At 69.8% G+C, this 26,539-nt stretch carries 21 protein-coding genes and 1 pseudogene; 16 read left to right on the plus strand and 6 right to left on the minus strand.

The features are described 5' to 3' along the window. Positions 1 to 10: 10 nt before the first annotated feature. From WJ35_RS20215 to WJ35_RS20230, 4 genes are read right to left on the minus strand one after another with little or no spacing between them, the layout of a single operon-like run. On the minus strand, positions 11 to 967 hold the full coding sequence (locus WJ35_RS20215) for a carbohydrate ABC transporter permease (protein ID WP_059622416.1): 957 nt from the start codon (positions 965 to 967) through the stop codon (positions 11 to 13). Between the two features lie 58 nt (positions 968 to 1,025). Then, positions 1,026 to 2,285 (minus strand): ABC transporter substrate-binding protein, encoded by a 1,260-nt coding sequence (locus WJ35_RS20220; RefSeq protein WP_014724276.1) that lies wholly within the window; start codon positions 2,283 to 2,285, stop codon positions 1,026 to 1,028. A gap of 58 nt (positions 2,286 to 2,343) precedes the next feature. Continuing rightward, positions 2,344 to 4,323 (minus strand): beta-galactosidase, encoded by a 1,980-nt coding sequence (locus WJ35_RS20225; protein WP_069239837.1) that lies wholly within the window; start codon positions 4,321 to 4,323, stop codon positions 2,344 to 2,346. 9 nt (positions 4,324 to 4,332) lie between these two features. Then, the gene (locus WJ35_RS20230; RefSeq protein ID WP_069239838.1) at positions 4,333 to 5,481 is read right to left on the minus strand and encodes an ABC transporter ATP-binding protein; all 1,149 of its coding nucleotides are present in this window, start codon (positions 5,479 to 5,481) and stop codon (positions 4,333 to 4,335) included. A 190-nt stretch (positions 5,482 to 5,671) separates the two neighbouring features. Between WJ35_RS20230 and WJ35_RS20235 the strand changes: the two genes are divergently transcribed. From WJ35_RS20235 to WJ35_RS20240, 3 genes are all read left to right on the plus strand, one after another. Then, entirely contained in the window at positions 5,672 to 6,706 is a 1,035-nt protein-coding gene (locus tag WJ35_RS20235) for a LacI family DNA-binding transcriptional regulator (RefSeq protein WP_069239839.1), read from the plus strand. Positions 6,707 to 6,747: 41 nt separating this feature from the next. Beyond that, on the plus strand, positions 6,748 to 7,134 hold the full coding sequence (locus WJ35_RS31850) for a hypothetical protein (protein WP_196222110.1): 387 nt from the start codon (positions 6,748 to 6,750) through the stop codon (positions 7,132 to 7,134). A gap of 94 nt (positions 7,135 to 7,228) precedes the next feature. Then, on the plus strand, positions 7,229 to 7,705 hold the full coding sequence (locus tag WJ35_RS20240; RefSeq protein WP_034193745.1) for an OsmC family protein: 477 nt from the start codon (positions 7,229 to 7,231) through the stop codon (positions 7,703 to 7,705). 92 nt (positions 7,706 to 7,797) lie between these two features. Here WJ35_RS20240 and WJ35_RS20245 read toward each other — a convergent pair whose 3' ends face one another. Further along, complete coding sequence (locus tag WJ35_RS20245) at positions 7,798 to 8,748, minus strand: LysR family transcriptional regulator (protein WP_069239840.1); 951 nt, start codon at positions 8,746 to 8,748, stop codon at positions 7,798 to 7,800. A 114-nt stretch (positions 8,749 to 8,862) separates the two neighbouring features. Between WJ35_RS20245 and WJ35_RS20250 the strand changes: the two genes are divergently transcribed. The 8 genes and pseudogenes from WJ35_RS20250 to WJ35_RS20285 all read left to right on the plus strand — a co-directional run bounded on the left by WJ35_RS20250 (position 8,863) and on the right by WJ35_RS20285 (position 18,661). After that, positions 8,863 to 10,614: an IlvD/Edd family dehydratase gene (locus WJ35_RS20250; RefSeq protein ID WP_060231318.1), complete on the plus strand. Its 1,752-nt coding sequence runs from the start codon at positions 8,863 to 8,865 to the stop codon at positions 10,612 to 10,614. Positions 10,615 to 10,707: 93 nt separating this feature from the next. After that, positions 10,708 to 12,084, plus strand: coding sequence for an MFS transporter (locus tag WJ35_RS20255; RefSeq protein WP_060231396.1), 1,377 nt, complete (start codon positions 10,708 to 10,710; stop codon positions 12,082 to 12,084). A 28-nt stretch (positions 12,085 to 12,112) separates the two neighbouring features. Continuing rightward, complete coding sequence (locus WJ35_RS20260; protein ID WP_069239841.1) at positions 12,113 to 13,042, plus strand: dihydrodipicolinate synthase family protein; 930 nt, start codon at positions 12,113 to 12,115, stop codon at positions 13,040 to 13,042. 24 nt (positions 13,043 to 13,066) lie between these two features. Further along, positions 13,067 to 13,996: a Gfo/Idh/MocA family protein gene (locus WJ35_RS20265; RefSeq protein ID WP_060231322.1), complete on the plus strand. Its 930-nt coding sequence runs from the start codon at positions 13,067 to 13,069 to the stop codon at positions 13,994 to 13,996. Between the two features lie 76 nt (positions 13,997 to 14,072). Beyond that, a complete protein-coding gene (locus WJ35_RS20270; RefSeq protein WP_060231324.1) occupies positions 14,073 to 15,077 on the plus strand; it encodes an arabinose ABC transporter substrate-binding protein in 1,005 nt (334 codons plus the stop codon). A 17-nt stretch (positions 15,078 to 15,094) separates the two neighbouring features. Next, a pseudogene (gene araG / locus WJ35_RS20275) lies at positions 15,095 to 16,628 on the plus strand (L-arabinose ABC transporter ATP-binding protein AraG). A gap of 50 nt (positions 16,629 to 16,678) precedes the next feature. Continuing rightward, positions 16,679 to 17,698: an L-arabinose ABC transporter permease AraH gene (gene araH / locus WJ35_RS20280; protein WP_060231329.1), complete on the plus strand. Its 1,020-nt coding sequence runs from the start codon at positions 16,679 to 16,681 to the stop codon at positions 17,696 to 17,698. Positions 17,699 to 17,761: 63 nt separating this feature from the next. Next, the gene (locus WJ35_RS20285; protein ID WP_069239842.1) at positions 17,762 to 18,661 is read left to right on the plus strand and encodes an SMP-30/gluconolactonase/LRE family protein; all 900 of its coding nucleotides are present in this window, start codon (positions 17,762 to 17,764) and stop codon (positions 18,659 to 18,661) included. 25 nt (positions 18,662 to 18,686) lie between these two features. Here the strand turns inward: WJ35_RS20285 and WJ35_RS20290 are convergent, their stop codons facing one another. Then, complete coding sequence (locus WJ35_RS20290) at positions 18,687 to 19,580, minus strand: 4-hydroxyphenyl-beta-ketoacyl-CoA hydrolase (RefSeq protein WP_011881182.1); 894 nt, start codon at positions 19,578 to 19,580, stop codon at positions 18,687 to 18,689. 169 nt (positions 19,581 to 19,749) lie between these two features. Here WJ35_RS20290 and WJ35_RS20295 point away from each other — a divergent pair, with 169 nt between their 5' ends. The 5 genes from WJ35_RS20295 (at position 19,750) to WJ35_RS20315 (ending at position 26,537) form a co-directional block, all read left to right on the plus strand. Continuing rightward, entirely contained in the window at positions 19,750 to 20,577 is an 828-nt protein-coding gene (locus WJ35_RS20295; RefSeq protein ID WP_069239843.1) for a p-hydroxycinnamoyl CoA hydratase/lyase, read from the plus strand. 37 nt (positions 20,578 to 20,614) lie between these two features. Beyond that, a complete protein-coding gene (locus tag WJ35_RS20300) occupies positions 20,615 to 22,063 on the plus strand; it encodes an aldehyde dehydrogenase (protein ID WP_060231332.1) in 1,449 nt (482 codons plus the stop codon). Positions 22,064 to 22,073: 10 nt separating this feature from the next. Then, positions 22,074 to 23,975 (plus strand): feruloyl-CoA synthase, encoded by a 1,902-nt coding sequence (locus WJ35_RS20305; RefSeq protein WP_060231334.1) that lies wholly within the window; start codon positions 22,074 to 22,076, stop codon positions 23,973 to 23,975. Positions 23,976 to 24,130: 155 nt separating this feature from the next. After that, positions 24,131 to 25,330 carry a 3-(3-hydroxy-phenyl)propionate transporter MhpT gene (gene mhpT / locus WJ35_RS20310; RefSeq protein ID WP_069239844.1) on the plus strand — a complete coding sequence of 400 codons (1,200 nt, stop codon included), beginning with the start codon at positions 24,131 to 24,133 and terminating at the stop codon, positions 25,328 to 25,330. Between the two features lie 67 nt (positions 25,331 to 25,397). Beyond that, a complete protein-coding gene (locus WJ35_RS20315) occupies positions 25,398 to 26,537 on the plus strand; it encodes a porin (protein ID WP_069240587.1) in 1,140 nt (379 codons plus the stop codon). The last annotated feature ends 2 nt before the right edge of the window (positions 26,538 to 26,539 follow it).

The raw sequence follows: 26,539 nt of genomic DNA on the forward strand, positions 1-26,539 counted from the left end.
CTCCCGAAAGTCACTGCTCGTTGCGCAGCATGCGGCGCAACTGGAACACGATGTAGACGAGCATGATCGCGAACAGCACGACCGCGATCGACGCGGAATAGCCGAGCCGGTAGTACTTGATCGCCTGGTCGTACATGTAATACGCGAGCACGGTCGAACTCTCGAACGGGCCGCCGCCCGTCATCACCGAGATCAGGTCGAAGCTGCGCAGCGCGCCGATCACCGTGACGACGATCGCCATGAACGTGGTCGGCCGCAACTGCGGCAGCACGACGTGCCACAGCAGCGCGAAGCCGCGCGCGCCTTCCATGCGCGCCGCTTCGATCTGCTCGGGGTTCACCGACGTGAGGCCGGTGAGGTACAGGATCATGCAGTACGCGGTCTGCGGCCACAGTGCGGCGAGCACGATGCCGAACGTCGCGTAGCGCGCATCGCCGAGCACCGGAATGCCGTGCCCGGCGATCAGCGCGAGCAGCCCGAAGGTCGGATCGTAGAACCACGAGAAGATCAGCCCGACGACCACGCCCGACAGCACGAACGGCGCGAAGAACAGCGACTTCACGAGCCGGATGCCGGCCACGGCCTGATTCAGGTACAGCGCCAGCGCGAGGCCGAGCGGCGGCGCGAGCATGAACATCGCGAGCCAGATCACGTTGTTGCGCAGCGCGGTGTAGAACGTCGGCGCGTGCAGCAGCTCGGCGTAGTTCGCGAGGCCGACGAAGGTGCGCTCGGTCATCCCGTCCCAGTTGCACAGGCTCAACCACAGCGTCGACAGGATCGGCCAGATCACATAGACGGCCACCATCGCGCAGGCCGGCGCGAGAAACAGCCAGGCGGCGCGCCGCTGCCGCCGCGCGGCAGGCGACGGGCGGCGCGCGGGCAGCGCGGCGCTCGGCCCGCGCGCCGGCGGTGCGGCGGCCGCGCCGGCAGGCGTTCGAACGGATCGGGACGTGGTCGGACTGGACACGGCAAGCCTCCTGAAACAACGGATGCGGCGGCGCGGGGCCGCCGCACGGGTCGCACGGTTACTTCTTGTAGATCCGCTTGCGGGTCTGCTCGAGCTGCGCGAGCACGCTGTCGAGCTGCGCGGGATTCGAGACGAACTGCTGCATCGCCTTCATCCCTTCGTCGGCCATTTCCTTCGTCATGTCGCGATCGTAGAACTGCGCGACGCCGCCCTTGGTGTCGGCGAGGATGCGGAAGCCGATCCGCGAGATCGGATCGGCCGGCTCCGGCGACTTGCTGTTCGCCGACAGCGAGCCGAGCCCTTCCGCGAGCTTCGCGCCCATCTCCGGCGTCTCGACGAACGCGAGGAACGTATGCGCATCGGCCTTGTTCTTCGCCTTGGTCGGGATGTGCAGCGATTCGACCGGGCCGTCCTCGGCGGTCGGCACCTTCGGGTCGATGATGGGGAAGCGGTAATAGCCCATCTCCTGCTTGACGTTCGGCGGAAAGCCCGCCGCGATGAAGGTGCCCATCAGCATCATCGCGGCCTTGCCCTGGAACAGGAACGGCTGCGCGCCGTCGAGATCGTAGGACAGCGCGTTGTCGATGAAGTAGCCCGCGTCGATCAGCGACTTCCACGTCGTGTAGACCTTCTTCACGCGCGCGTCGGTGTACGGCACGTCGCCGGCCATCAGCTGCTGGTGGAACGCGTTGCCGTTCAGGCGCAGGTCCAGATAGTCGAACCAGCCGGCGAGCGTCCATGCGTCGCGGCCGCCCACCGCGATCGGCGTGATGCCGGCCGCCTTCAGCTTCTTGCACGCATCGAGAAACTGGTCCCAGGTCTTCGGCTCGTCGGCGATGCCGACCTTGCCGAACAGGTCCTTGCGATAAAAGAGGCCCCACGAGTAGTAGACGGTCGGCGCCGCGTACTGCTTGCCGTTGTACGACGATGCGCTGCGCGTCGACGCGTACATCGCATCCCAGCCGTTCTTCTTCCAGTCGCCGCTCAGGTCCTCGAACAGCCCGCGCCGCGCGTAGTACGCCATCCGTTCGCCTGCGTGCCAATTGACGACGTCGGGCGCGACGGTGGTGAGCCATGCGGGAAGCTGCACCTTGTACGCTTCCTCGTCGACGTAGGTGGGCTTCACGTCGATGTCCGGATGCGCCTTGTGGAACGCGTCGATGGTCGACTGCCAGACCGCGCGCTGGCTCGCGCCCTTGAACGCGATGTTGATCGTCAGCGTGCCGGCGTCGGCGGGCGCCGCGGCGCCGAGCGAGGCGAACGCGATGGCGGCGGCGCTCGCCAGCCGGGCGGCGACGCGAAGGGGGCGATGTGTCATGTCTGTCTCCATTCCTGTATGTCGTTGTGCGTGACCGGCGCGTGCGCCGGGGGCGATGCTACGGACGGCTTCGATACACGGCGACGCCTTGCGGCTCGACCTGCGCGGCGCCGACCACGAACGCGGACGGCGCCACCGCATCGATCGTGTGCGGTGTGCTGCCGTAGTTGAACACGTAGGTCAGGCCGCCGCGCCGGCTCACGCGCACGTCGTCGCCAAGCGGCGTCGGCGTGAGGCCCGCTTCGGCCGCGACGTCGGCGAACCCGCGCAACGTGGTCGCATCGTCGAACAGCGCGGCCCAATAGTGAAACGCGCCGTGCGACACCCACGCGGGATGGCCGTCGGCGAAGCGCGCGTGCACGACGCTGCGCGCGTCGTCGTGCAGCTCGACGAGGTCGCGCCAGTGGCGCGCGTCGCCGCTCAACGGCGAGCCGTCGCGCAGCGCGCCGTCGATGCGCTCGGTCACGTTCGGGCGCAGCGATTCGACGCGCCACACGCGCAACGGCAGGAGCGACGCGAGCGGGCCGGGCGGCAGCGCCGGCGGAATCTGCAGGTCGACGGTCTTCGATCCGGTGCGCGGGCCGAACACGGCATGCGCGCCCGAGGCGGCGAGCCGCGCCGCGAAGTCGTCCGGCACGACGGGCAGCGGCGGCACGACGACGAGCCGGTAGCCGTCGAGCGGCGCGTGCGCCGAGACGATGTCGACGTCGAGGCCGAGCGCGCGCAGCGCCGAGTAATACTCGAACGCGAAGCGCGGGTAGTGGAAATCGGCGCCCTGCGGCTGGACTTCGAGCAGCCACTTCGCTTCGTAGTCGAACACGAGCGCGACGGGGGCGCGCACCGCACCGTCGGCATCGGCGTCGAGCACGGCGGCGATTTCGCCCGCGACCCGCTGCGCTTCGCGGCCGCCTTCGTCGAGCCGATCGTCGGGCGTGTGCAGGCCCGCGTGCATCTGCTCCTGCGCGAACGGCGCCTGCCGCCAGCGGAAATACGACACGCAGCCGGCGCCGTGCGCGAACGCTTCCCAGCTCCAGAGACGCACCATCCCCGGCAGCGGCGCCGGGTTCCAGTGCGCCCAGTTCACCGGGCCCGGCTGCTGCTCCATCACCCAGAACGGCTGCTTCGACATGCCGCGATACAGGTCGTGATTGAACGATGCGAAGTCCGGGTGGCCGGTGCGCAGCCAGCGCGCCTTCACGTCGGGCGCGAACCACAGCTCCTCCAGCGCGCCGAGCGGATAGCTGTCCCAGGTCGCGACGTCGAGGTCGCGCGCGACCGCATAGTGGTCGAACTCGGTGAACAGCTGCATGAAGTTGTGCGCGACGGGGCGGCCCGGCGAATGCGCGCGGATCGCGTCGACCTGCATCCGGTGATAGCGCGCCAGCTCGTCGGACGCGAAGCGGCGGTAGTCGAGGCGATGCGACGGATGCGCTTCGGTCACGGTGCCCACCGGCGCATCGACCTCGTCGAAATGCCGGTACTCCATGCTCCAGAACACGGTGCCCCACGCGCGGTTCAGCGCGTCGATCGTGCCGTAGCGCGCCTTCAGCCAGGCGCGAAAACGCAGGAGCGCGGCCGGCGAGTAGCTGACGACGGTCTGGTGGCAGCCGAGCTCGTTGTCGGTCTGCCAGTAGCGCACGGCCGGATGGCGGCCGTAGCGTTCGGCCACCGCGGTGCAGATCCGGCGCGACGCTTCCAGATAGGTCGGCGACGAGAAGTCGTAATGGCGGCGCGAGCCGAACCTGCGCGGCAGGCCGTCGGCGCCGATAGCGAGGATGTCGGGATGACGATCGACGAGCCATTTCGGCGGCGTCGCCGTCGGCGTGCACATCACGATCTCGAGGCCGGCCGCGCCGAGCGCGTCGATCGCGCGGTCGAGCCAGCCCCACGCGTATTCTCCCGGCGACGGCTCGATGCGGCTCCATGCGAACTCGCCGATCCGCACCTGCACGATGCCGAGCGCCTTCATGCGGCGGGCGTCGTCGGCCCACATCGATTCCGGCCAGTGTTCCGGGTAGTAACAGACTCCGAGGCGCATGCCCGATCCTTATGCGTAATGGTGGACGGGAAGGTCGGCGCACGCGGGCACCGCGCGGCCGTCTTCGTTGAACAGATGACACGCGGCGGCCGCTGCGTGCACGTGCACGCGCTCGCCGGCGTGCACGGCCGCGTCGCCGGGCACTTTCGCGATCAGCGGCGCGCCGCCGGGCTGATCGAGATGCACGTAGGTCTGCTCGCCGAGACGCTCGACCAGCGCGACGTCGCGCGCGAGCGTCGTCGCGTCGGGCGCGGCGCCGAGCGTCAGATGTTCGGGGCGGATGCCGAGCGTGACGGCTGCGCCCGGCGCGAGCGCGGAGCCGTCGCGCGGCAGCGTGAACGATTCGCCGGAGGCCACGAGCGTGACGGTCGTGCGCCGCGCGTCGCAGGCGACGACGACGGCCGGCAGGAAGTTCATCGCGGGCGACCCGATGAAGCCGGCGACGAACCGGCTCGCCGGGCGGTGATACAGGTCGAGCGGCGTGCCGATCTGCGCGATGCTGCCGTGCCGCGCGGTGTCGGCGCCCGTGTGCAGCAGCACGATCTTGTCGGCGAGCGTCATCGCCTCGGTCTGGTCGTGGGTCACGTAGACGACGCTCGCGCGCTCGAACTGCCGATGCAGCTTCGCGATCTCGATGCGCGTCTGGCCGCGCAATGCCGCGTCGAGGTTCGACAGCGGTTCGTCGAACAGGAACACGCCGGGCTCGCGCACGATCGCGCGGCCGATCGCGACGCGCTGCCGCTGGCCGCCGGACAGCGCCTTCGGCTTGCGCTCGAGCAGCGTGTCGAGCTGCAGGATCCGCGCGGCGTCGCGCACCTTGCGGTCGATCTCGGCCTTCGGCACGCGCGCGAGCTTCAAGCCGAACGCCATGTTTTCGTAGACGGTCATGTGCGGATACAGCGCGTAGCTCTGGAACACCATCGCGACGCCGCGCTCGGCGGCCGGCACGTCGTCGACGCGGCGGCCGTCGATCGACAGCTCGCCGTCGCTCAGATCCTCGAGGCCGGCGACGATCCGCAGCAACGTCGACTTGCCGCAGCCCGACGGGCCGATGAACACGCAGAACTCATGCGCGCCGATGTCCAGATCGACGTCGCGTATGACCGGCGCGTGCTCGCCATAAGCCTTCTGCACGCGACGCATCGAGATGCTCGCCATTGTCTCCGCTCCATGTTTTAATGCGCTTCGATCGATGCTTAAGCGCTTAATCATCGCGATCAAAAAAATAGGCGATTGCGATCGCGGCCGAGTCGCGCTCGACGGTCGAGCGGCAGGGTGTGCGGCGATAGTGCGCTGCTTCGGGTAGCGAAGCAAATACTGGATTCACCTCTCATATAGTGGGCAAATCATGGCGACACTCGACGAAGTGGCGCGTCGCGCCGGCGTGACGGCCGCGACGGTGTCGAACGTGCTGCGCGATCGCGGGCGGGTCGGCGAAGCGACGCGCGCGCGGGTGCTCGAGGCCGTGCAGGCGCTCGGCTACCGGCCGCATCTGGCGGCGCGCGCGCTGGCCGAAGGGCGCGCGCCGACGGTCGCGCTGATGGTGTCGAGCATCGCGAACCCGTTCTATCCGGAGTTCGCGCTGGCGGTCGAGCGCGCGGTGCGGCGCAACGGGCAGTTCCTGATCGTCTGCAACACGAATGAAGATCCGTTGCAGGGGCGTGCGTACCTCGACCAGATCGCCGGCACGATTTCCGAGGGCATCCTCGTGACCAACGCGAACCTGCACCTGCCGGATCTGGTCGACGTCGCGCGGCGCGGCGTGCCGGTCGTACCGTGCCTGTGGGAGCGGCCAGACGCGCCGCCCGAAGGGTTGCCGTGCGTGGCGGTGAATTTCCGCGAGGCGGGGCGGATCGCGACGCGGCATCTACTCGAACTCGGGCACAAGACCATCGGCGTGATCGTCGGCGGCTCGGCGAGCGGCGTGCACGCGGCGCGCTACGACGGTTTCGTCGACGTGATGCGCGAAGCGGGGCTCGACGCGTCGATCGTCGCGGCCGAGCCCGATTCGATCGAAGGCGGCGTGCGCGCGGCCGGCCGGCTGCTCGATGCGCATCCCGAGTTGACCGCGCTGGTCGCGACCAACGATCTGCCCGCGATCGGCGCGCTGCACGCGGCGGCCGATCGCGGCCACCGCGTGCCCGACGATCTGTCGATCGTCGGCATCACCGACATCCATCTGGCCAGCGACACGCGTCCTACGTTGACCACGGTCGCGATCCCGACCGCCGAGGCCGCGGGGCTCGCGGTCGAACTGCTCAACGCGTTGCGCGAGGCCGGCGGCCGGATCGACGATGCCGCGCGCGTGCGGACGGCGTCGTTGCCGCGGCTGGTGGTGCGCGGCACGACCGGTGCGGTGCCGGGGAGGCGGGTGGATGGGTAGGGGGTGGGTGAAGTCGATGGCTGAAGCCGAAGCCGAAGCCGATGACGGAAGCCGATGCCGAAGCCGATGCCGAAGCCGAAGCCGAAGCCGAAGCCGAAGCCGAAGCCGAAGCCGATGCCGAAGCCGAAGCCGAAGCCGATGCCGAAGCCGATGCCGAAGCCCATGGCCGAAGCCCGAAGCCCGAAGCCCGAAGCCCGAAGCCCGAAGCCCGAAGCCCGAAGCCCGAAGCCCGAAGCCCGAAGCCCGAAGCCCGAAGCCCGAAGCCCGACGCACGACGCACGACGCACGACGCACGACGCACGACGCGCGAGTGCCGCGGTATGCCCGCGCTTCGGGCGCTTCGGGAAACGGGCCAGACGGCCAGACCGCGCACGCCATCGGCCCGCCCGCGCTATGGCTGCTCACGAAGCCTAAACCCGCCGTCGTGACCGACCGCGTGACCAACCGCGCACCCGCCCGCCGAATCACCCGCCTTCCGGTGTCACAATGGCGGCCTCACGTTCCGTCACCGAGGAGATCGAAATGGCGCATGGCGAACACAAGTACCGCGTGGCTGTGGAGTGGACCGGCAACCGCGGCAGCGGCACGTCCGGGTATCGCGAATACGGCCGCGATCACGTGATTCGCGCTGGTTCGAAGCCCGACATTCCGGGCTCGTCCGATCCTGCGTTCCGCGGCGACGCGCAGCGCTGGAACCCCGAGGATCTGCTGGTGGCGTCGGCGTCGGCGTGCCACAAGCTCTGGTATCTGCATCTCTGCGCGGAGGCCGGCGTCCGCGTGCTCGCGTATCTCGACGACGCGCACGGAACGATGCTCGACGGCCCCGACCACGGCTGTTTCAGCGAAATCGTGCTGCATCCGCATGTGACGATCCGCGCGGGCGACGATCGCGAGCTGGCGGCGCGTCTGCATCACGATGCGCATGCGAAGTGCTATATCGCGAACTCGGTCGACTTTCCGATCCGCTGCGAACCGGTGATCGAGTCCGCGGCCGCGTAACGCGTAACGCGTAACGGCGGCGCGCGACACGGCAAGCCTGCCACCCGTGCCCGCCGACCTGCCCGCCATCCCCGCCAACCCGCTCCCCCACCTCAGAGCGCGACACCATACACGTCGCGCGCCGCTGCCCGAAGCGCATCGGCCATCACCGCGACGGCCGGCGAATGCAACCGGTCGGTGCGCGTGATGATCCCGAAATCGTCCATCCGGCAATCCATCTCCAGCGGCAGCACCGTGACGATTCCGTGTCGCGCGTAGTACCGCGCGACGTCCTCCGCGAGCACCGCGATCATGTCGCTCTGCTCGATCAGCTGCGTGATGAACAGCAGCGCGGCCGTCTCGACGACGTTCGCGGGCGGCGCGAGGCTCGCGCGCTGGAACACGAGCTCGAAGCGATGGCGCAGCACGCTGCCGGCCGGCGGCATCACCCACGCGGCGCGCTGCACGTCGGCAAGCGACAGCGGCGCCTGCGCGAGCAGCGGATGGCCGGGCCGCACGACCGCGGCGACCGGCTCGCCGGTCAGCGGCTCGTAGCGCAGGTGCAGCTTGTCGTGTTCGGCGGACAGCCGGCCGAGCACGATGTCGAGCTTGTCCTGCGCGAGGTGTTCGAGCAGCGCGTTGCTCGTGTCGATCTCGACTGACACGCGCACGTTCGCATGCGTGCCCTTCACCGCGGCGACGGCCGGCGGCACGAGCCGCAGCCCCGGCGACGTGATCGCGCCCACCGCCACGTGCCCGAGATGGCCGGCCTTCAGCGCGGCCAGTTCCTCGCGCGCCTGGTCGAGGCTGCCGAGCGCCGCGCGCGCGTGGCGGATCAGCGCGTCGCCGTACAGCGTCGGCCGCATCCCGCGCGGCAGGCGCTCGAACAGCACCGCGCCGATCGATTCCTCGAGCTCGCGCAGCAGCTTCGACGCGGCCGGCTGCGTCATGTTCAGCGCGGCCGCCGCGCGATGAATGCTGCCTTCGTCGGCGAGCGCGACGACCAGCAGGAGCTGGCGGGTCTTCAGGCGGCTGCGGTTCCCCCACGGGCTGGCTTCGGGCATCGTACGGGTTTATATCGATATCGGAATCGATATCGTAATCGCCCAAAACGTCATTAGCGAGTTATCAAAATTCTGCCTAGACTGCGCCGGTATCCCGTCACCACAGGACTGACGATGTCGGCAACAAAACCCAGGCTGCGCTCCACCCAATGGTTCGGCACGAACGACAAGAACGGCTTCATGTACCGGAGCTGGATGAAGAACCAGGGCATTCCCGATCACGAGTTCGACGGCCGGCCGATCATCGGCATCTGCAACACGTGGTCCGAACTGACGCCGTGCAACGCGCATTTCCGCAAGCTCGCCGAGCACGTGAAGCGCGGGATCTCCGAAGCCGGCGGGTTCCCGGTCGAGTTCCCGGTGTTCTCGAACGGCGAATCGAACCTGCGGCCGTCGGCGATGCTCACGCGCAATCTGGCGTCGATGGACGTCGAGGAAGCGATCCGCGGCAACCCGATCGACGCGGTCGTGCTGCTGGCCGGCTGCGACAAGACGACCCCCGCGCTGCTGATGGGCGCGGCGAGCTGCGACGTGCCGGCGATCGTCGTGTCGGGCGGGCCGATGCTGAACGGCAAGCTCGAAGGCAAGAACATCGGCTCGGGCACGGCCGTGTGGCAGCTGCACGAATCGCTGAAGGCCGGCGAAATCGACCTGCATCACTTCCTGTCGGCCGAAGCCGGCATGTCGCGCTCGGCCGGCACCTGCAACACGATGGGCACCGCGTCGACGATGGCGTGCATGGCCGAGGCGCTCGGCGTCGCGCTGCCGCACAACGCGGCGATTCCGGCCGTCGATTCGCGCCGCTACGTGCTCGCGCACATGTCCGGCATCCGCATCGTCGAGATGGCGCTCGACGGGCTCGTGCTGTCGAAGATCCTGACGCGCGCCGCGTTCGAGAACGCGATCCGCGCGAACGCGGCGATCGGCGGCTCGACCAATGCGGTGATCCACCTGAAGGCGATCGCGGGCCGCATCGGCGTGCCGCTCGAACTCGAGGACTGGATGCGCATCGGCCGCGATACGCCGACGATCGTCGACCTGATGCCGTCGGGACGCTTCCTGATGGAGGAGTTCTATTACGCGGGCGGCCTGCCGGCCGTGCTGCGCCGGCTCGGCGAAGGCGGCCTGCTGCCGAACCCGGACGCGCTGACGGTCAACGGCAAGTCGCTGTGGGACAACGTGCGCGAAGCGCCGAACTACGACGACGAGGTGATCCGTCCGCTCGACCGCCCGCTGATCGCGGACGGCGGGATCCGCATCCTGCGCGGCAATCTCGCGCCGCGCGGCGCGGTGCTGAAGCCGTCGGCGGCGAGTCCCGAGTTGCTGAAGCATCGCGGCCGCGCGGTGGTGTTCGAGAACCTCGATCACTACAAGGCGACGATCAACGACGAAGCGCTCGACGTCGATGCGAGCTCGGTGCTCGTGCTGAAGAACTGCGGGCCGCGCGGCTATCCGGGGATGGCCGAGGTCGGCAACATGGGGCTGCCGCCGAAGCTGCTGCGCCAGGGCGTGAAGGACATGGTGCGGATCTCGGATGCGCGGATGAGCGGCACCGCGTACGGCACGGTGGTGCTGCACGTCGCGCCGGAAGCGGCCGCGGGCGGCCCGCTCGCCGCCGTGCGCAACGGCGACTGGATCGAGCTCGACTGCGAGGCCGGCACGCTGCATCTCGACATTACGGATGACGAACTGCAGCGCCGCCTGTCGGACGTCGATCCGACCGCGGCGCCGGGCGTGGCCGGCCAGCTCGGCAAGGGCGGCTACGCGCGGCTGTACATCGATCACGTGCTGCAGGCCGACGAGGGGTGCGACCTCGACTTCCTGGTCGGCACGCGCGGCGCGGACGTGCCGAGCCATTCGCATTGAGCAGGGTGCGGCGCGGTGCGCGGCGCGACACGCGGCACGGATGAAGCAGGACGAACCGGCGACGACGCCGGCGCAGCCCACCACGGAGACACGATGACGACGACGCAGCACCCGTCCGCGACCCCGGCCGCGGCTCGATTCGGCCCGTCGGCCGCCGTCGACGAACGGCAACTGGTGCGCATGCTCACGCGCAAGCTGGTGCCGTTCCTCGCGCTGATCTACGTGGTGGCCTATGTCGACCGCACGGTCGTCGGCTTCGCGAAGCTGCACATGAACGCGGCCGTCGGCCTGAGCGACGCGGCATACGGGCTCGGCGCGGGCCTGTTCTTCGTGGGCTATTTCCTGTGCGAGGTGCCGAGCAATCTGGCGCTCGGCCGCTTCGGCGCGCGGGTATGGTTCGCGCGAATCCTCGCGACGTGGGGCGCGATCACGATGGCGATGGCGCTCGTGCGCGGGCCGGCCAGCTTCTACACGCTGCGCTTCCTGCTCGGCGCGGCCGAGGCCGGCCTGTATCCGGGCATCCTGTATTTCCTCACGCAGTGGTTTCCGATGCGCGACCGCGCGCGCGTGATCGGCCTGCTCGTGCTCGCGCAGCCGCTCGCGGGCATCGTGACGGGCCCGCTCGCGGGGCTGCTGCTGGCCACGCACGGGCTGTTCGGGCTGTCGAACTGGCAGCTGCTGTTCGTCGCGAGCGGCCTGCCGGCCGTGCTGCTCGCGTGGCCGACGCTACGGCTGCTGCCCGATTCGCCGGACCGTGCGCGCTGGCTGAGCGACGACGAACGGTGCTGGATCGCGCGCCAGCTTGCCGCCGATCGCGAGGCCTACCGCCCCGACGTGCACCGCAATCCGCTCGCCGCGCTGGCCGACCGGCGCGTGCTGCTGCTCGCGGCCCTGTTCCTGCCGTTCCCGCTGTGCATCTACGGGCTGTCGCTGTGGCTGCCGACGATCATTCACGCGTTCGGCGCGGGCGACGCGGCCACCGGCCTGCTGTCCGCCGTGCCGTACCTGTTCGCGGTGATCGGGCTGCTGATCGTGCCGCGCCATTCGGATCGTACGGGCGACCGCTACCGGCACATCGTCGTCGTGTCGGCCGCGGCCGCGCTGACGATGGCCGCGAGCGCATGGGCGCGGCAGCCCGCGCTGCAGTTCCTGTTCATCTGTCTCACGGCATTCTCGCTTTACTCGATCCAGGCCGTCATATGGACGCTTCCCGGCGAATTCCTGACCGGGACGGGCGCGGCGGTCGGCATCGCGGCGATCAACTCGCTCGCGAATCTCGGCGGCTATGTCGGGCCGTACGGCATCGGCCTGATCAAACAGGCGACCGGCAGCCTTGCTGCCGGCCTGTATTTCCTTGCGGCGACGCTGCTGTTCGCGGTGCTGATCACGTTCGTGGTCCGCGCGGCGCTGCGCGCGCCGCAGCCGGCCGCGGGCGCGCTCGCCCGCGAATCGCGACCTTTTTCCGGCTGACCGCCGTTTCGAACGCAGGACCCGAATCATGACCACGAGCCGTCCGCCGCGCCATCGCGGCATTTTCCCGGTCGTTCCGACGACCTTCACCGATACCGGCGAGCTCGACCTCGCGAGCCAGAAGCGCGCGGTCGACTTCATGATCGACGCGGGCTCGGACGGGCTGTGCATCCTCGCGAACTTCTCCGAGCAATTCGCGATCACCGACGAGGAACGCGACGTGCTCACGCGCACGATCCTCGAACACGTCGCCGGCCGCGTGCCGGTGATCGTCACGACGTCGCACTACAGCACGCAGGTATGCGCGGCGCGCAGCCTGCGCGCGCAGCAGCTCGGCGCGGCGATGGTGATGGCGATGCCGCCGTATCACGGCGCGACGTTCCGCGTGCCGGAAGCGCGAATCTTCGATTTCTATGCGCGCGTGTCGGATGCGATCGACATTCCGATCATGATCCAGGACGCACCGGCGAGCGGCACCGCGCTGTCCGCGCCGTTCCTTGCGCGGATGGCGCGGGAGATCGAGCAGGTCGCGTATTTCAAGATCGAGACGCCCGGCGCCGCGAACAAGCTGCGCGAGCTGATCCGGCTCGGCGGCGACGCGATCGAAGGGCCGTGGGACGGCGAGGAGGCGATCACGCTGCTCGCCGACCTGCACGCGGGCGCGACCGGCGCGATGACGGGCGGCGGCTATCCGGACGGCATCCGGCCGATCCTCGACGCGTGGCGCGAAGGGCGCCACGACGACGCGTACGCGCGCTACCAGGCGTGGCTGCCGCTGATCAATCACGAGAACCGCCAGTCCGGGATCCTCACCGCGAAGGCGCTGATGCGCGAAGGCGGCGTGATCGCGTGCGAGCGGCCGCGGCATCCGATGCCGGAGTTGGATCCGGACACGCGCGCGGAGTTGCTCGCGATCGCGCGCCGGCTCGATCCGCTCGTGCTGCGCTGGGCGCACTGAGCGACTGGCGAAGGAGGAACGCAGATGAGCAAGGTGATTTCGCTGGGCGTGATCGGGATCGGCAAGATCGCGCGCGACCAGCATTTGCCGGCGATCGCCGCCGAGCCGGGCTTCGTGTTGACCGCCTGCGCGAGCCGCCACGCGGAAGTCGACGGCGTGCGCAACTACCCGGACCTGCGCGCGCTGCTGGCCGCCGAGCGCGAGCTCGATGCGGTGTCGCTGTGCGCGCCGCCCCAGGTGCGCTATGCGCAGGCGCGCGCCGCGCTCGAAGCCGGCAAGCACGTGATGCTCGAGAAGCCGCCGGGCGCGACGCTCGGCGAAGTGGCCGCGCTGGACGCGCTCGCGCGCGAACGCGGCCTCACACTGTTCGCGACCTGGCATTCGCGCAGCGCGAGCGCGGTGGAGCCGGCGCGCGCATGGCTCGCGACACGCACCATCCGCGCGGTGCTGGTGCGCTGGAAGGAATACGTGCGGCGCTGGCACCCCGGGCAGCAGTGGATCTGGGAGCCCGGCGGCCTCGGCGTGTTCGACCCCGGCATCAACGCGCTGTCGATCGTCACGCGAATCCTGCCGCGCGAGCTCGTGCTGCGCGAGGCGACGCTCTACGTGCCGAGCGACGTGCAGACGCCGATCGCGGCAGAACTCGATTGCGCCGATACGGACGGCGTGCCCGTGCGTGCGGAATTCGACTGGCGGCACGGTCCCGTCGAGCAATGGGAGATCGCGGTCGACACGTCGGATGGCGTGCTCGCGATCAGCCGCGGCGGCGCGCAATTGTCGATCGACGGCGAGCCGGTCGAGATCGGGCCGCAGCGCGAGTATCCGGCGCTGTATGCGCACTTCCGCACGCTGATCGCGCGCGGCGAAAGCGACGTCGACGTACGGCCGTTGCGGCTCGTCGCCGATGCGTACCTGTTCGGGCGGCGCGTCGGGACCGACGCGTTCGGCCGCTGACATCGTGCCGGCGCGTTCCACCGCGACTGGGCACGACGGATGTTGAGGACCCAAGCCAATACAAGGAGACACTTGCATGAACCGCACGATTCGCCGACACACCCTGCGCGCGCTGCTGGCCGCGCTTTGCATCGCGCCGCTCGGGATGCAGGGCGCAGCCCATGCCGACGCGCCGCTGAAGATCGGCTTCCTGGTGAAGATGCCGGAGCAGGCATGGTTCATCAACGAGCAGAATGCGGCCGCCACGCTCGGCCAGAAGGGGAACTTCACGGTCGTGAAGATCGGCACGCCCGACGGCGAGAAGACGCTCGCGGCGATCGACAACCTCGGCTCGCAGGGCGCGCAGGGCTTCGTGATCTGCGCGCCCGACGTGCGGCTCGGGCCGGCGATCGCGGCGCGCGCGAAACGCTACAACATGAAGTTCGTGACCGTCGACGACCAGCTCGTCGATTCGTCGGGCAAGCCGCTCGCGAACGTCCCGCATCTCGGGATGTCGGCGATCAAGATCGGCAACCAGGTCGGCCAGGCGATCGCCGACGAGATGAAGCGGCGCGGCTGGAAGCCGGAAGAGGTCGGCGCGCTGCGCGTGACCAACTACGAGCTGCCGACCGCGAAGCTGCGCACCGACGGCGCGACGCAGGCGCTGCTCGCGAACGGCTTCCGCAAGGAGAACATCTTCGACGCGCCGCAGAAGACGACCGACGACGAAGGCGGCTTCAGCGCCGCCGCGCCGGTGCTCGCGCGGCATCCGAGCGTGAAGAAGTGGGTGGTCTACGCGCTGAACGAGGAGACCGTGCTCGGCGCGGTGCGCGCGACCGAGCAATTGCACATCCCGGCCGCGGACGTGATCGGCGTCGGCATCAACGGCGCGGGCGAGGCGTTCGCCGAATTCCAGAAGAAGGAGCCGACCGGCTTCTACGGCACGATCGCAGTCAGCTCGACGAACCACGGCAAGGACAGCGCGCAGAACCTCGTCGACTGGATCCGCAACGGCAAGACGCCGCCCGCCGACACGCAGACGAGCGGCAAGCTGATGACGCGCGGCAACTGGCAGGCCGTGCGCGCCGAGCTGGGCATCTGAGCGGCGGCGAGGGCGCGATGACGACGGACACGATCATGCGGACCGACGCCGTGACCACCCGCGATGCGCTGCTGGCGCTCGACGGCATCACCGTGAGCTTCCCGGGCGTGCGCGCGCTCGACGCGGTGTCGCTGTCGGTGCGCGCGGGCGAGGTGCACGGGCTGATGGGCGAGAACGGCGCGGGAAAGTCGACGCTGCTGAAGGTGCTGTCGGGCGTGAACCAGCCGCAGGCCGGCACGCTGACGCTGAACGGCGTCGCGCAGCGTTTCGCGTCGCCGCGCGCGGCGCTGGAGGCCGGCATCGCGATCATCTACCAGGAGCTGCATCTGGTGCCCGAGCTGACGGTCGCGGAAAACCTGATGCTCGGGCAGCTGCCGAGCCGGCTCGGCGTGGTCGACGCGCGCACGCTGGTCGCGCGGGCGGCGCGCGAGCGAGCTCGAACGGCTCGGCGAGCGCATCGACCCGAACACGCCGGTCAAGCACCTGTCGATCGGGCAGCGCCAGATGATCGAGATCGGCAAGGCGCTGATGCGCGACGCGCGCGTGATCGCGTTCGACGAGCCGACCAGCTCGCTGTCCGCGCGCGAGACCGCGCAGCTGTTCCGGATCATCCATGCGCTGCGCGCGGACGGCCGCGCGATCATCTACGTCACGCACCGGATGGAGGAGGTCTACACGCTGTGCGACCGCGTGACGGTGTTTCGCGACGGCCGGCGCATCGAGACCTTCGAATCGGTCGACGGGCTTGAACGCGACCGGCTGATCGGCAGCATGGTCGGCCGCTCGATCGCGGACGTGTACGGCTACCGGCCGCGCGCGGCGGGCGACGTGCTGATCGAGGCGAACGGGCTGATGGGGCCCGGGCTGTCCGAGCCCGTGTCGTTCAGCGCGTGCCGAGGCGAGATCGTCGGGTTCTTCGGGCTCGTCGGCGCGGGGCGTTCGGAGCTGATGAAGCTGCTGGCCGGCGCGGCGCGCCCGAGCGCGGGCCACGTCGCGCTGCACGGGCGGCGTGTCGCGTTCGCGAGCCCGCGCGACGCGGTGCGCGCCGGCGTCGCGCTGTGCCCGGAGGACCGCAAGCAGGACGGCATCGTCGCGATCGCGTCGGTGGCCGACAACCTGAACATCAGCGCGCGCCGGCATTTCAGCCCCGCGCGCGTGCTGCTCGCGCCGCGCAAGGAGCGCGAGCTCGCGCGGCGCTACATCGAGCGCCTCGCGATCAAGACCCGCGACGGCGACACGCCGATCGGCGCGCTGTCGGGCGGCAACCAGCAGAAGGTCGTGCTGGCGCGCTGGCTCGCGGAGCGCATCGACGTGTTCCTGATGGACGAGCCGACGCGCGGCATCGACGTCGGCGCGCGCGCGGAAATCTACAACCTGTTCTACGAACTCGCGGAGGCGGGGCGCACGGTGATCCTCGTGTCGAGCGATCTCGCCGAGGTGATCGGCGTGTCGGACCGCATCGTCGTGATGAAGGAAGGGCGGATCGCCGGCTGCGTGGCGAAGGCGCAGGCGAGCCCCGATGCGCTGATCAGGCTCGCGCTGCCGCGCTAGCGGCGCGAAAACAGGACCGAAGCGAAACGTGAACGGAAACGAGTAACGACATGAGCCAAGCCATGCAACCTCAAGGCACTTCCCCTTCCCCCGACACGCCTGCGCCGGCGGCACGTGCGCGCGGCGGCGCGTGGGACCTGATCAACCGCTCCGGCATCGTGATGGTGTTCGTCGTGCTGTTCGCGACGCTGTCGCTGACCGTGCCGGACTTCCTTACGCCCCGCAACATCCAGGGCCTGCTGCTGTCGGTCACGCTGATCGGCTCGATCGCCGTGACGATGATGTTCGTGCTCGCGCTCGGCGAAGTCGACCTGTCGGTCGCGTCGATCGTCGCGTTCTCGGGCGTCGTCGCGTCGACGCTGATCACCGCGACGCACAGCGTGCTGCTCGGCATCGTCGCCGGTGTGCTCGCGGGCGGCGCGGTCGGGCTCGTCAACGGCGTGCTGATCGCGCGCTGGCGGATCAACTCGCTGATCGTCACGCTCGCGATGATGGAGGTCGTGCGCGGCCTCGCGTTCATCACGTCGAACGGCGACGCGGTGATGATCTCCGAGGAGCGCTTCTTCGAGCTCGGATCGGGCGCGTTCCTCGGCATCTCCTACCCGATCTGGAGCAACATCGTCGGCTTCGTCGTGTTCGGCTTCCTGCTGCGCAAGACGGTGTTCGGCAAGAACGTGCTGGCCGTCGGCGGCAACGGCGAGGCGGCGCTGCTCGCGGGGCTGCCGGTGACGCGCATCAAGGTCACGGTGTTCGTGCTGCAGGGGCTCGTCACCGGTTTCGCGGGCGTGATGCTCGCGTCGCGGATGAGCCTCGGCGATCCGAAGACGTCGGTCGGCCTCGAGCTCGGCGTGATCTCCGCGTGCGTGCTCGGCGGCGTGTCGCTGACGGGCGGCGTCGCGACGATCTCCGGCGTGCTCGTCGGCGTGCTGATCATGGGGTCCGTGCAGGACGCGATGAGCCTGCTGAACGTGCCGACGTTTTACCAATATCTGATACGGGGCGGCATTCTGTTGCTCGCGGTGCTGTTCGACCAGTATCGTCGCAATCAGCGGCGCGCGATGCGGGTCTGACGGCGGGGCCGGATGCTGTCGGGGCGGCTGCGCGCGAATACAGGCAGACATTCTGGAGACAGCATGCAACAGCAGATTCAGGCGGCGCGGGCGGCGCTGCTGGTGGACAGCCGCAACACGCTCGGCGAGGGCGCGACGTGGTGCGATGCGACCGACACGCTGTACTGGGTCGACATCGAACGCGCGCGGCTGTGGCGGTGCCGCGCGGACGGCACGGGCGCGGCGAGCTGGCCGATGCCCGAGCGGCTCGCGTGCTTCGCGCTGACGGACGAGCCGGACGTGCTGCTCGTCGGGCTCGCGACGCATCTCGCGTTCTTCGACTTGCGCACGGAGACGTTCACGCGGATCGTCGACGTCGAGCCTGGGCTGCCGACGCGGCTCAACGACGGCCGCTGCGATCCGCACGGCGCGTTCGTGTTCGGGATGAAGGACGAAGGCGGAGAGCCGCCGCGCGCGGTCGGCGGTTTCTATCGGCTCAATGCAGACCTCGCACTCGAACGGCTCACGTTGCCGCCGGCGGCAATCGCGAACAGTATCGCGTTTTCGCCGGACGGCTCGAGGATGTATTTCTGCGATTCGCTCGTGCGCGAAATCCTCGTTTGCGACTACGGCGGCGCCGGCACGTCCGGCGTGCGGTCGTTCGCGCGCCTGACCGATGCGGACGGCGACCCGGACGGCTCGACGATCGATCGCGACGGCGGGCTGTGGAACGCGCAGTGGGGCGGAAGGCGGGTGGTGCGTTACGGGCCGGACGGTGTCGAAACGGAGCGCGTCGACGTGCCGACCGCGCAGCCGAGCTGCGCGGCGCTCGACGGCGCGGGGCGCCTGTACGTGACGAGCGCGCGCGTCGGGCTCGACGACGCGGCGCTCGCCGACGATGCCGCAGCCGGCGGCGTGTTCGTCGCCGTGACCCGCTACGCGGGGCTGCCGACCGCGCGCTTCGGGGGCAAGCGCGCGCGCTGAGCGCGGCCGGGCGCGGCGTGCCGCGTCACGCCTGCGCCGCTTCCTGACGCAGCGCCAGCAGCGCGACCGCGTTGTCCTTCAGGATCAGCGGATGCACGTCGGGCCGGAACCCGGCGCCGTGAAAGTCTTCCAGCCAGCGGTCCGGCCGGATCAGCGGGAAATCGGACGCGAACAGCACCTTGTGCCTGAGCAACGTGTTCGCGTATTTGACGAGTTCCGGCGAGAAATACTTCGGCGACCAGCCGGACAGGTCGATGTACACGTTCGGCTTGTGCAGCGCGATCGACAGCGCCTGTTCCTGCCACGGCCACGACGGGTGCGCGATCACGATCTTCATGTCGGGGAAGTCGGCGGCGACGTCGTCGAGATGGATCGGTTCGGAATACTTCAGACGCAGCCCGCCGCCGCCGCGCATCCCCGACCCCATTCCCGAATGCCCGCTGTGGAACACGGCCGGCAGCCCGTATTCGGCGATCACCTCGTAGACCGGATACGCGAGCCGGTCGTTCGGAAAGCATCCCTGCATCGTCGGATGGAACTTGAAGCCGCGCACGCCGTGTTCCTCGATCAGCCGGCGCGCCTCGCGCGCGCCGAGGCGGCCCTTGTGCGGGTCGATGCTCGCGAACGCGATCATCACGTCCGCGTTGTCCTGCGCGAATTGCGCGATCTCCTCGTTCGGAATGCGCCGCCGCCCGATGTTGCTCTCGCAATCGACGGTGAACATCACGAAGCCGATCCGGCGCTCGCGGTAATACGCGATCGTCTCCGGAATCGTCGGCCGGCGGCCCTGCTTCAGCACCGTGCCGAAATACTTGTCGGCCGCGTCGTCGAACGCCTTCGCGAACAGGTCCGGCGGCTGGCAGCACGACACTTCGGCGTGCACGTGCGTGTCGATGGCGATCAGGTTGTCGATGTCCAAGCGTGTCTCCTCATGTCGTGAGCGGCCGGCCGGCGCCGCGCCAAAACCGCCTTGCGCGCCCGTTTAGGGGTTTGTCCCGAGCCGCTTCCATTCTACTTTACATATCAGGTTACCTGATAGTAAATTGGTTGCGAGTCGCACGGGGCGGCACTGTCATTGGAGAACGAAGATGGGTTACGAAGGGCGCTGGAAAACGGTGAAGGTCGAGGTCGCGGGCGGCATCGCATGGGTGACGCTGAACCGTCCGGACAAGCGCAACGCGATGAGCCCGACGCTCAACCAGGAGATGCTGCAGGTGCTCGACGCGATCGAGTTCGACGACGACGCGAAGGTGCTCGTGCTGACCGGCGCGGGCGCCGCGTGGACGGCCGGCATGGATCTGAAGGAGTACTTCCGCGAAATCGACGGCGGCCCGGACGCGCTGCAGGAGAAGGTGCGGCGCGACGCGTCGGAGTGGCAATGGCGGCGCCTGCGGATGTACGGCAAGCCGACGATCGCGATGGTGAACGGCTGGTGCTTCGGCGGCGGCTTCTCGCCGCTCGTCGCGTGCGATCTCGCGATCGCGGCCGACGAAGCGGTGTTCGGCCTGTCGGAGATCAACTGGGGCATCCCGCCGGGCAACCTCGTCAGCAAGGCGATGGCGGATACCGTCGGGCATCGCCGCGCGCTGCACTACATCATGACGGGCGATACGTTCACCGGCGTCGAGGCGGCGGACATGGGCCTCGTGAACCGCAGCGTGCCGCTCGCCGAGCTGCGCGACGCGACGATCGCGCTCGCCGCGCGCCTCATCGACAAGAACCCGGTCGTGCTGCGCGCGGCGAAGCACGGCTTCAAGCGCTCGCGGGAACTGACGTGGGAGCAGTGCGAGGATTACCTGTACGCGAAGCTCGATCAGGCGCAATTGCGCGATCCGGAGCGGGGCCGCGAGCAGGGGCTCAAGCAGTTCCTCGACGACAAGGCGATCAAGCCCGGGCTGCAGGCGTACAAGCGCTGATCGATACTGCCATGCAGGCATGGGACTGGAGACATCGATGACCGACAGACAGATGCTGATCGGCGGCGAATGGTGCGCGGCACGCGACGGGCGCACCTTCGACCGTTTCAACCCGGCGACCGGCGCGCTCGCGTCGCGTGCGCCGGCCGCGGGCGCCGCCGACGTCGACGCGGCGGTCGACGCCGCGCACCGCGCGTTTCCCGCCTGGGCCGCGCTCGCGCCGACCGAGCGCCGCCGGCTGCTGCTGAAGGCGGCGGACCTGATGGACGCGCGCGTCGACGCGTTCATCGCGACCGGCGTCGCGGAAACCGGCGCGACGCCGGGCTGGTACGGCTTCAACGTGACGCTCGCGGCGAACATGCTGCGCGAGGCGGCCGCGATGACGACGCAGATCGACGGCGACGTCATCCCGTCCGACGTGCCCGGCAATCTCGCGCTCGCGATGCGCGTGCCGTGCGGCGTCGTGCTCGGCATCGCGCCGTGGAATGCGCCGGTGATCCTCGGCACCCGCGCGCTCGCGATGCCGCTCGCGTGCGGCAACACGGTCGTGCTGAAGGCGTCCGAGGCGTGCCCCGGCGTGCACGCGCTGATCGGCGAGGTGCTGCACGACGCGGGGCTCGGCGCGGGCGTCGTCAACGTGGTCACGCACGCGGCGGACGACGCGCCGGAACTCGTCGAACGGCTGATCGCGCATCCGCACGTGAAGCGCGTCAACTTCACCGGCTCGACGCACGTCGGGCGCATCGTCGCGCGCCACGCGGCCGCCCACCTGAAGCCGGTGCTGCTCGAACTCGGCGGCAAGGCGCCGGTGCTCGTGCTCGACGACGCGGATCTCGACGCCGCCGTCGACGCGATCGCGTTCGGCGCGTTCTTCAACCAGGGGCAGATCTGCATGTCGACCGAGCGCGTGATCGCCGCGCGGCCGATCGCGGACGCGCTCGTCGAGCGGCTCGCCGCGAAGGCGCGCACGCTCGTCGCCGGCGATCCGCACGCGGGCCATGCGCTCGGCACGATGGTCGATGCGCGCGCGGCCGCCCGCGCGGCGGCGCTCTTCGAGGATGCGCGCCTGCACGGCGCGCGCCTGCCGCTCGGCTGCCGGATCGACGGCGCGGTGATGCAGCCCGCGATCGTCGACGGCGTGACGCCGCACATGCGCCTGTATCGCGAGGAATCGTTCGCGCCGGTCGTCGCGATCCTGCGCGCCGACAACGACGACGACGCGGTCGCGCTCGCGAACGACAGCGAGTTCGGGCTCGCGGCGAGCGTGTTCAGCCGCGACGTCGCGCGCGCGCTGGCGGTTGCGCGGCGGATCGAATCGGGGATCTGCCACATCAACGGCCCGACCGTGCACGACGAAGCGCAGATGCCGTTCGGCGGCGTGAAGGCGAGCGGCCATGGCCGCTTCGGCAGCCGTGCGTCGATCGCCGAATTCACCGAGCTGCGCTGGATCACCGTGCAGACCGCGCCGCGCCACTACCCGATCTGAGAGGGAAACGATGAACGCATCGATGACCTCGCACGCCACGGATCGCAACGCCGGCGGCGCACGCTATCGCGCGGTGGCGGTCGCGCAGGGCGACACCGACATCCATCGTGACGGCGACGGCGCCTGGCGGCTGCACGCGCTCGAACCGCTCGGCGCGTATCCGGAGCGCCTCACCGATTGCCTCGCGAACGGCGCGCACGCGCATCCCGACCGCGTGCTCGCCGCGCGCCGCGGCGAAGACGGCCGCTGGATCGAGATCACGTACGCGCAGATGTTCAAGCGCGCCCGTGCGCTCGGGCAGGGCCTCGCCGATCTCGGGCTGTCGGCCGAGCGGCCGCTCGCGGTGCTGTCCGGCAACGACCTCGAACACCTGCAGCTGATGTTCGCGGCGATGCTGGCCGGCGTGCCGTATGCGCCGATCTCGCCCGCGTATTCGCTCGTATCGACCGACTACGGCAAGCTGCGCCACACGCTCGGCGTGCTGCGGCCGGGCGCGGTGTTCGTCGCCGACGGCGCCGCGTTCGCGCGCGCGCTCGATGCGGCGCTGCCGGCCGACGCGACGCTGATCGTCGCGCAGGGCGGCCAGGCCGATGCCGGGCGTGACGCCGTGCCGTTCGCGCGCCTGCTCGACACCGTGCCGCGGACGATCGACCTGATCCACGAGACGGTCGGCCCCGATCACATCGCGAAGATCCTGTTCACGTCCGGCTCGACGAAGCAGCCGAAGGCCGTGCCGACCACGCACCGGATGCTGTGCAGCAACCAGCAGATGCTGCGCCAGACGATGCCGGAACTGACGCACGAGCCGCCGGTGCTGGTCGACTGGCTGCCGTGGAACCACACGTTCGGCGGCAGTCACAACCTCGGCATCGCGCTGTACAACGGCGGCACGCTGTACCTGGACGACGGCCGCCCGGTGCCGGGCCGTTTCGACGAGACCGTGCGCAACCTGCGCGAGATCGCGCCGACGATCTACTTCAACGTGCCGAAGGGCTGGGAGGAGCTGACCGCCGCGCTCGAACGCGACGCCGTGCTGCGCGCCACGTTCTTCTCGCGCGTGAAGCTGTTCTTCTTCGGCGGCGCGGGGCTGTCGCAAGCGGTGTGGGACCGCCTCGACCGCGTGACCGAAGCGCATTGCGGCGAACGCATCCGGATCATGGCGGGCCTCGGCATGACGGAGACGTCGCCGTCGTGCCTGTTCACGACCGGCCCGCTGATGCGCTCGGGCTACATCGGCCTGCCCGCGCCCGGCTGCGACGTGAAGCTCGCGCCGTGCGGCGGCAAGCTCGAACTGCGCTTCAAGGGGCCGAACGTGATGCGCGGCTACTGGCACGCGGACGTCGATCCGCGCGACGTGTTCGACGACGAAGGCTATTACCGCAGCGGCGACGCGGCGACGTTCGCCGATCCGGCGCGGCCCGAGCTCGGCCTGCAGTTCGACGGCCGGCTGACCGAGGATTTCAAGCTGAGCACGGGCACCTTCGTCAGCGTCGGGCCGCTGCGCGCGCACGCGGTGTCGACCGGCGCGCCTTACGTGCAGGACGTGGTCGTGACGGGGCTCAATCGCGACGACATCGGCCTGCTGGTGTTTCCGCGCGTCGACGCGTGCCGGGCGCTGGCCGGGCTCGGCGGCGATGCGGCGGTGGCCGACGTGCTGCGTGCGCCCGCCGTGCGCGCGGCGTTCGCCGCGTGGCTCGAACGGCTCAATCGCGGCGCGACCGGCAGCTCGACGTTCGTCGCGCGCATCCGCTTGATGGAGTCGCCGCCGTCGCTCGATCTCGGCGAAGTCACCGACAAGGGCTCGCTGAACCAGGCGGCCGTGCAGCAGCATCGCGCGGCGGTGATCGAGGCGCTTTACGACGCGAAGGCCGGCGATCCGGCGGCCGGCGATCCGGATGTGATCCACGCTTGAGCATTGGCCGGTCGGGCGAGCTGCCGGCCGGCATTTTTCGACCAATAAATCAGGCAGCCTGATAAAGACTGCCGCTCGATCAGGAGACAGCGCGTTCGTCAGCCGCTGGCCGGCGGCGGATGCGCACGTGGGATTTGCATAGGACTGGAGACAAAATGAACACCTATGTTGCAGAGAAGCCGGCGATCGCGACGACCCTCGCGCTGTGCTTCGCGATCGCGTTGCTCGAAGGGCTCGACCTGCAGTCGGTCGGCGTCGCCGCGCCGCGCATGGCGCACGAATTCGGGCTCACGGTGTCGCAGATGGGCGTCGCGTTCAGCGCGGGCACGTTCGGCCTGCTGCCCGGCGCGATGCTCGGCGGCCGGCTCGCGGACCGGTTCGGCCGCAAGCGCGTGCTGATCGCGTCGGTCGCGCTGTTCGGATTGCTGTCGATCGCCACCGCGCAGGCGTCGAGCTTCGCGATGCTCGTGGTCGTGCGCGTGCTGACCGGCATCGGGCTCGGCGGCGCGATGCCGAACCTGATCGCGCTGTCGTCCGAAGCGGTCGAGCCGCGCGCGCGCAGCAGCGCGGTCGCCGCGATGTACTGCGGCATTCCGTTCGGCGGCGTGATCGCCTCGCTGATCGGCGTGCTGCTCGCCGGCGACGCCGAGTGGCGCCACATCTTCTACGTCGGCGGCGTGGGGCCGCTGCTGCTCGTGCCGCTCTTGATCGGCCTGCTGCCCGAGTCGCGCGCGTATCTCGGCGTCGCCGGCGCGGAGCGCGCGAGCGTCGCGCACACGCTGTTCGGCGGCGGTCGCACGCTGACCACGCTCGCGCTGTGGGTCAGTTATTTCTGCACGCTGATCGTCCTGTACTTCCTGCTGAACTGGCTGCCGTCGCTGATGGCCGCGAAGGGCCTCGCGCGCAGTCAGGCCGGCATCGTGCAGATCGCGTTCAACGTCGGCGGCGGGCTCGGCGCGCTCGGCATCGGCGCGGCGATGGACCGGATGCGTGCGACGCGCGTCGTCGGCGGCATGTATGCGGGCATCGTGCTGTCGCTCGCCGCGCTCGCGGCCGCGCCGGGCTTCGCGTCGCTCGCGGCGGCCGCGTTCGCGGCCGGCATGTTCGTGATCGGCGGCCAGTCGGTGCTGTATGCGCTCGCCGCGATCTACTACCCGACCGCGATGCGCGGCACCGGCGTCGGCACCGCGGTCGCGGTCGGCCGGCTCGGCTCCGTCGTCGGGCCGCTCGCCGCCGCGCAACTGCTCGCGATGGGCCGCAGCGCGCCGGTCGTGATCGGCGCGAGCATCCCCGTCACGCTGGTGGCCGCCATCGCCGCGCTGGTGCTGATCCGGCGCCCGGCCGCGCAGGACTGAGGCTTTCCACTTTCAACCACGAGCGCCGTCAGAGCGCGAATTCGACGCAGGTATGGAGACAATCGACATGAAGCACACCAAAGCCTTGCTGGCCGCCGGCGCATGCGCGCTGGCCGCGGCGAGCGCGCATGCGCAGTCGAGCGTGACGCTGTACGGAATCATCGACACCGGCATCGAATACGTGTCGCACGCGAACGCGGCCGGCGACCACGTCGTGCGCATGCCCGCCGTGACGGGCGAACTGCCTTCGCGCTGGGGCCTGCGCGGCACCGAGGATCTCGGCGGCGGCTACCAGGCGGTGTTCGTGCTCGAGAGCGGCTTCAACGTGCGCGGCGGCGATCTCGGCCAGGGCGGCCGGCTGTTCGGCCGGCAGGCGTTCGTCGGGCTGAAGAGCGGCTTCGGCACGCTCGCGTTCGGCCGTCAGTACATGATGACCTACCTCGCGCTGCAGGGCGCCGACATCGTCGGCCCGGACATCTACGGCCTCGGTTCGCTCGACGCCTACGTGCCGAACGGCCGCGCGGACAACGCGGTCACGTACGACGGCACGAATTACGGCTTCACGTTCGGCGCCGGCTATTCGTTCGGCCGCGACGGCGCGGGCACCGGCAATTCGCCGGGGCAGGGCACGTGCGCGGGGCAGGTGCCGGGCCACGCGGTCGAATGCCGCGACTGGTCGGTGATGCTCAAGTACGACAGCGCGCTGTTCGGCATTGCCGCGTCGTACGAGGAGCAGCGCGGCGGCGCGAACGCGGCGGCGAGCTTCTTCGACGGCGTCGCGCCCGCCGCCTTCACGACCCGCGCGGACAAGGATGCGCGCACGCACGTCAGCGGCTACGTGAACGTCGGCCATGCGCGCATCGGCGCGGGCTGGCTCGGGCGGCGCGTGACGACCGAGGCGCCTGCCGCGCCGGGCGCACGTTCGGACCTGTTCTTCGTCGGTGCGTCGTATGCGTTCACGCCGCTGTTCACCGTCGACGGCCAGGGCTACCGGATCGTCAACACCGCGCACGATACGCGCGCGACGATGGCGACGCTGCGCGCCACCTACGCGCTGTCGAAGCGCACGTCGGTCTACGCGCAGACCTCGTATCTGTGGAACAGCGCGCACGCGCGCTACGCGGTCAGCGGCGGCGGCCCCGGCACGACGCCCGGCGCCGGGATGAACCAGCTCGGCGCGATGATCGGCGTCAAGCATTTCTTCTGAGC

Source organism: Burkholderia ubonensis (genome assembly GCF_001718695.1).
GTDB classification, from domain to species: domain Bacteria; phylum Pseudomonadota; class Gammaproteobacteria; order Burkholderiales; family Burkholderiaceae; genus Burkholderia; species Burkholderia ubonensis_B.

Excerpts from the sequence above, each read along its gene's own strand:
- WJ35_RS20220 (WP_014724276.1), bottom strand. The coding sequence starts at position 2,285 with ATGACACATCGCCCCCTTCGCGTCGCCGCCCGGCTGGCGAGCGCCGCC.
- WJ35_RS20225 (WP_069239837.1), bottom strand. The coding sequence starts at position 4,323 with ATGCGCCTCGGAGTCTGTTACTACCCGGAACACTGGCCGGAATCGATG.
- WJ35_RS20230 (WP_069239838.1), bottom strand. The coding sequence starts at position 5,481 with ATGGCGAGCATCTCGATGCGTCGCGTGCAGAAGGCTTATGGCGAGCAC.
- WJ35_RS20235 (WP_069239839.1), top strand. The coding sequence starts at position 5,672 with ATGGCGACACTCGACGAAGTGGCGCGTCGCGCCGGCGTGACGGCCGCG.
- WJ35_RS31850 (WP_196222110.1), top strand. The coding sequence starts at position 6,748 with ATGACGGAAGCCGATGCCGAAGCCGATGCCGAAGCCGAAGCCGAAGCC.
- WJ35_RS20240 (WP_034193745.1), top strand. The coding sequence starts at position 7,229 with ATGGCGCATGGCGAACACAAGTACCGCGTGGCTGTGGAGTGGACCGGC.
- WJ35_RS20245 (WP_069239840.1), bottom strand. The coding sequence starts at position 8,748 with ATGCCCGAAGCCAGCCCGTGGGGGAACCGCAGCCGCCTGAAGACCCGC.
- WJ35_RS20250 (WP_060231318.1), top strand. The coding sequence starts at position 8,863 with ATGTCGGCAACAAAACCCAGGCTGCGCTCCACCCAATGGTTCGGCACG.
- WJ35_RS20255 (WP_060231396.1), top strand. The coding sequence starts at position 10,708 with ATGACGACGACGCAGCACCCGTCCGCGACCCCGGCCGCGGCTCGATTC.
- WJ35_RS20260 (WP_069239841.1), top strand. The coding sequence starts at position 12,113 with ATGACCACGAGCCGTCCGCCGCGCCATCGCGGCATTTTCCCGGTCGTT.
- WJ35_RS20265 (WP_060231322.1), top strand. The coding sequence starts at position 13,067 with ATGAGCAAGGTGATTTCGCTGGGCGTGATCGGGATCGGCAAGATCGCG.
- WJ35_RS20270 (WP_060231324.1), top strand. The coding sequence starts at position 14,073 with ATGAACCGCACGATTCGCCGACACACCCTGCGCGCGCTGCTGGCCGCG.
- araH (WP_060231329.1), top strand. The coding sequence starts at position 16,679 with ATGAGCCAAGCCATGCAACCTCAAGGCACTTCCCCTTCCCCCGACACG.
- WJ35_RS20285 (WP_069239842.1), top strand. The coding sequence starts at position 17,762 with ATGCAACAGCAGATTCAGGCGGCGCGGGCGGCGCTGCTGGTGGACAGC.
- WJ35_RS20295 (WP_069239843.1), top strand. The coding sequence starts at position 19,750 with ATGGGTTACGAAGGGCGCTGGAAAACGGTGAAGGTCGAGGTCGCGGGC.
- WJ35_RS20300 (WP_060231332.1), top strand. The coding sequence starts at position 20,615 with ATGACCGACAGACAGATGCTGATCGGCGGCGAATGGTGCGCGGCACGC.
- WJ35_RS20305 (WP_060231334.1), top strand. The coding sequence starts at position 22,074 with ATGAACGCATCGATGACCTCGCACGCCACGGATCGCAACGCCGGCGGC.
- mhpT (WP_069239844.1), top strand. The coding sequence starts at position 24,131 with ATGAACACCTATGTTGCAGAGAAGCCGGCGATCGCGACGACCCTCGCG.
- WJ35_RS20315 (WP_069240587.1), top strand. The coding sequence starts at position 25,398 with ATGAAGCACACCAAAGCCTTGCTGGCCGCCGGCGCATGCGCGCTGGCC.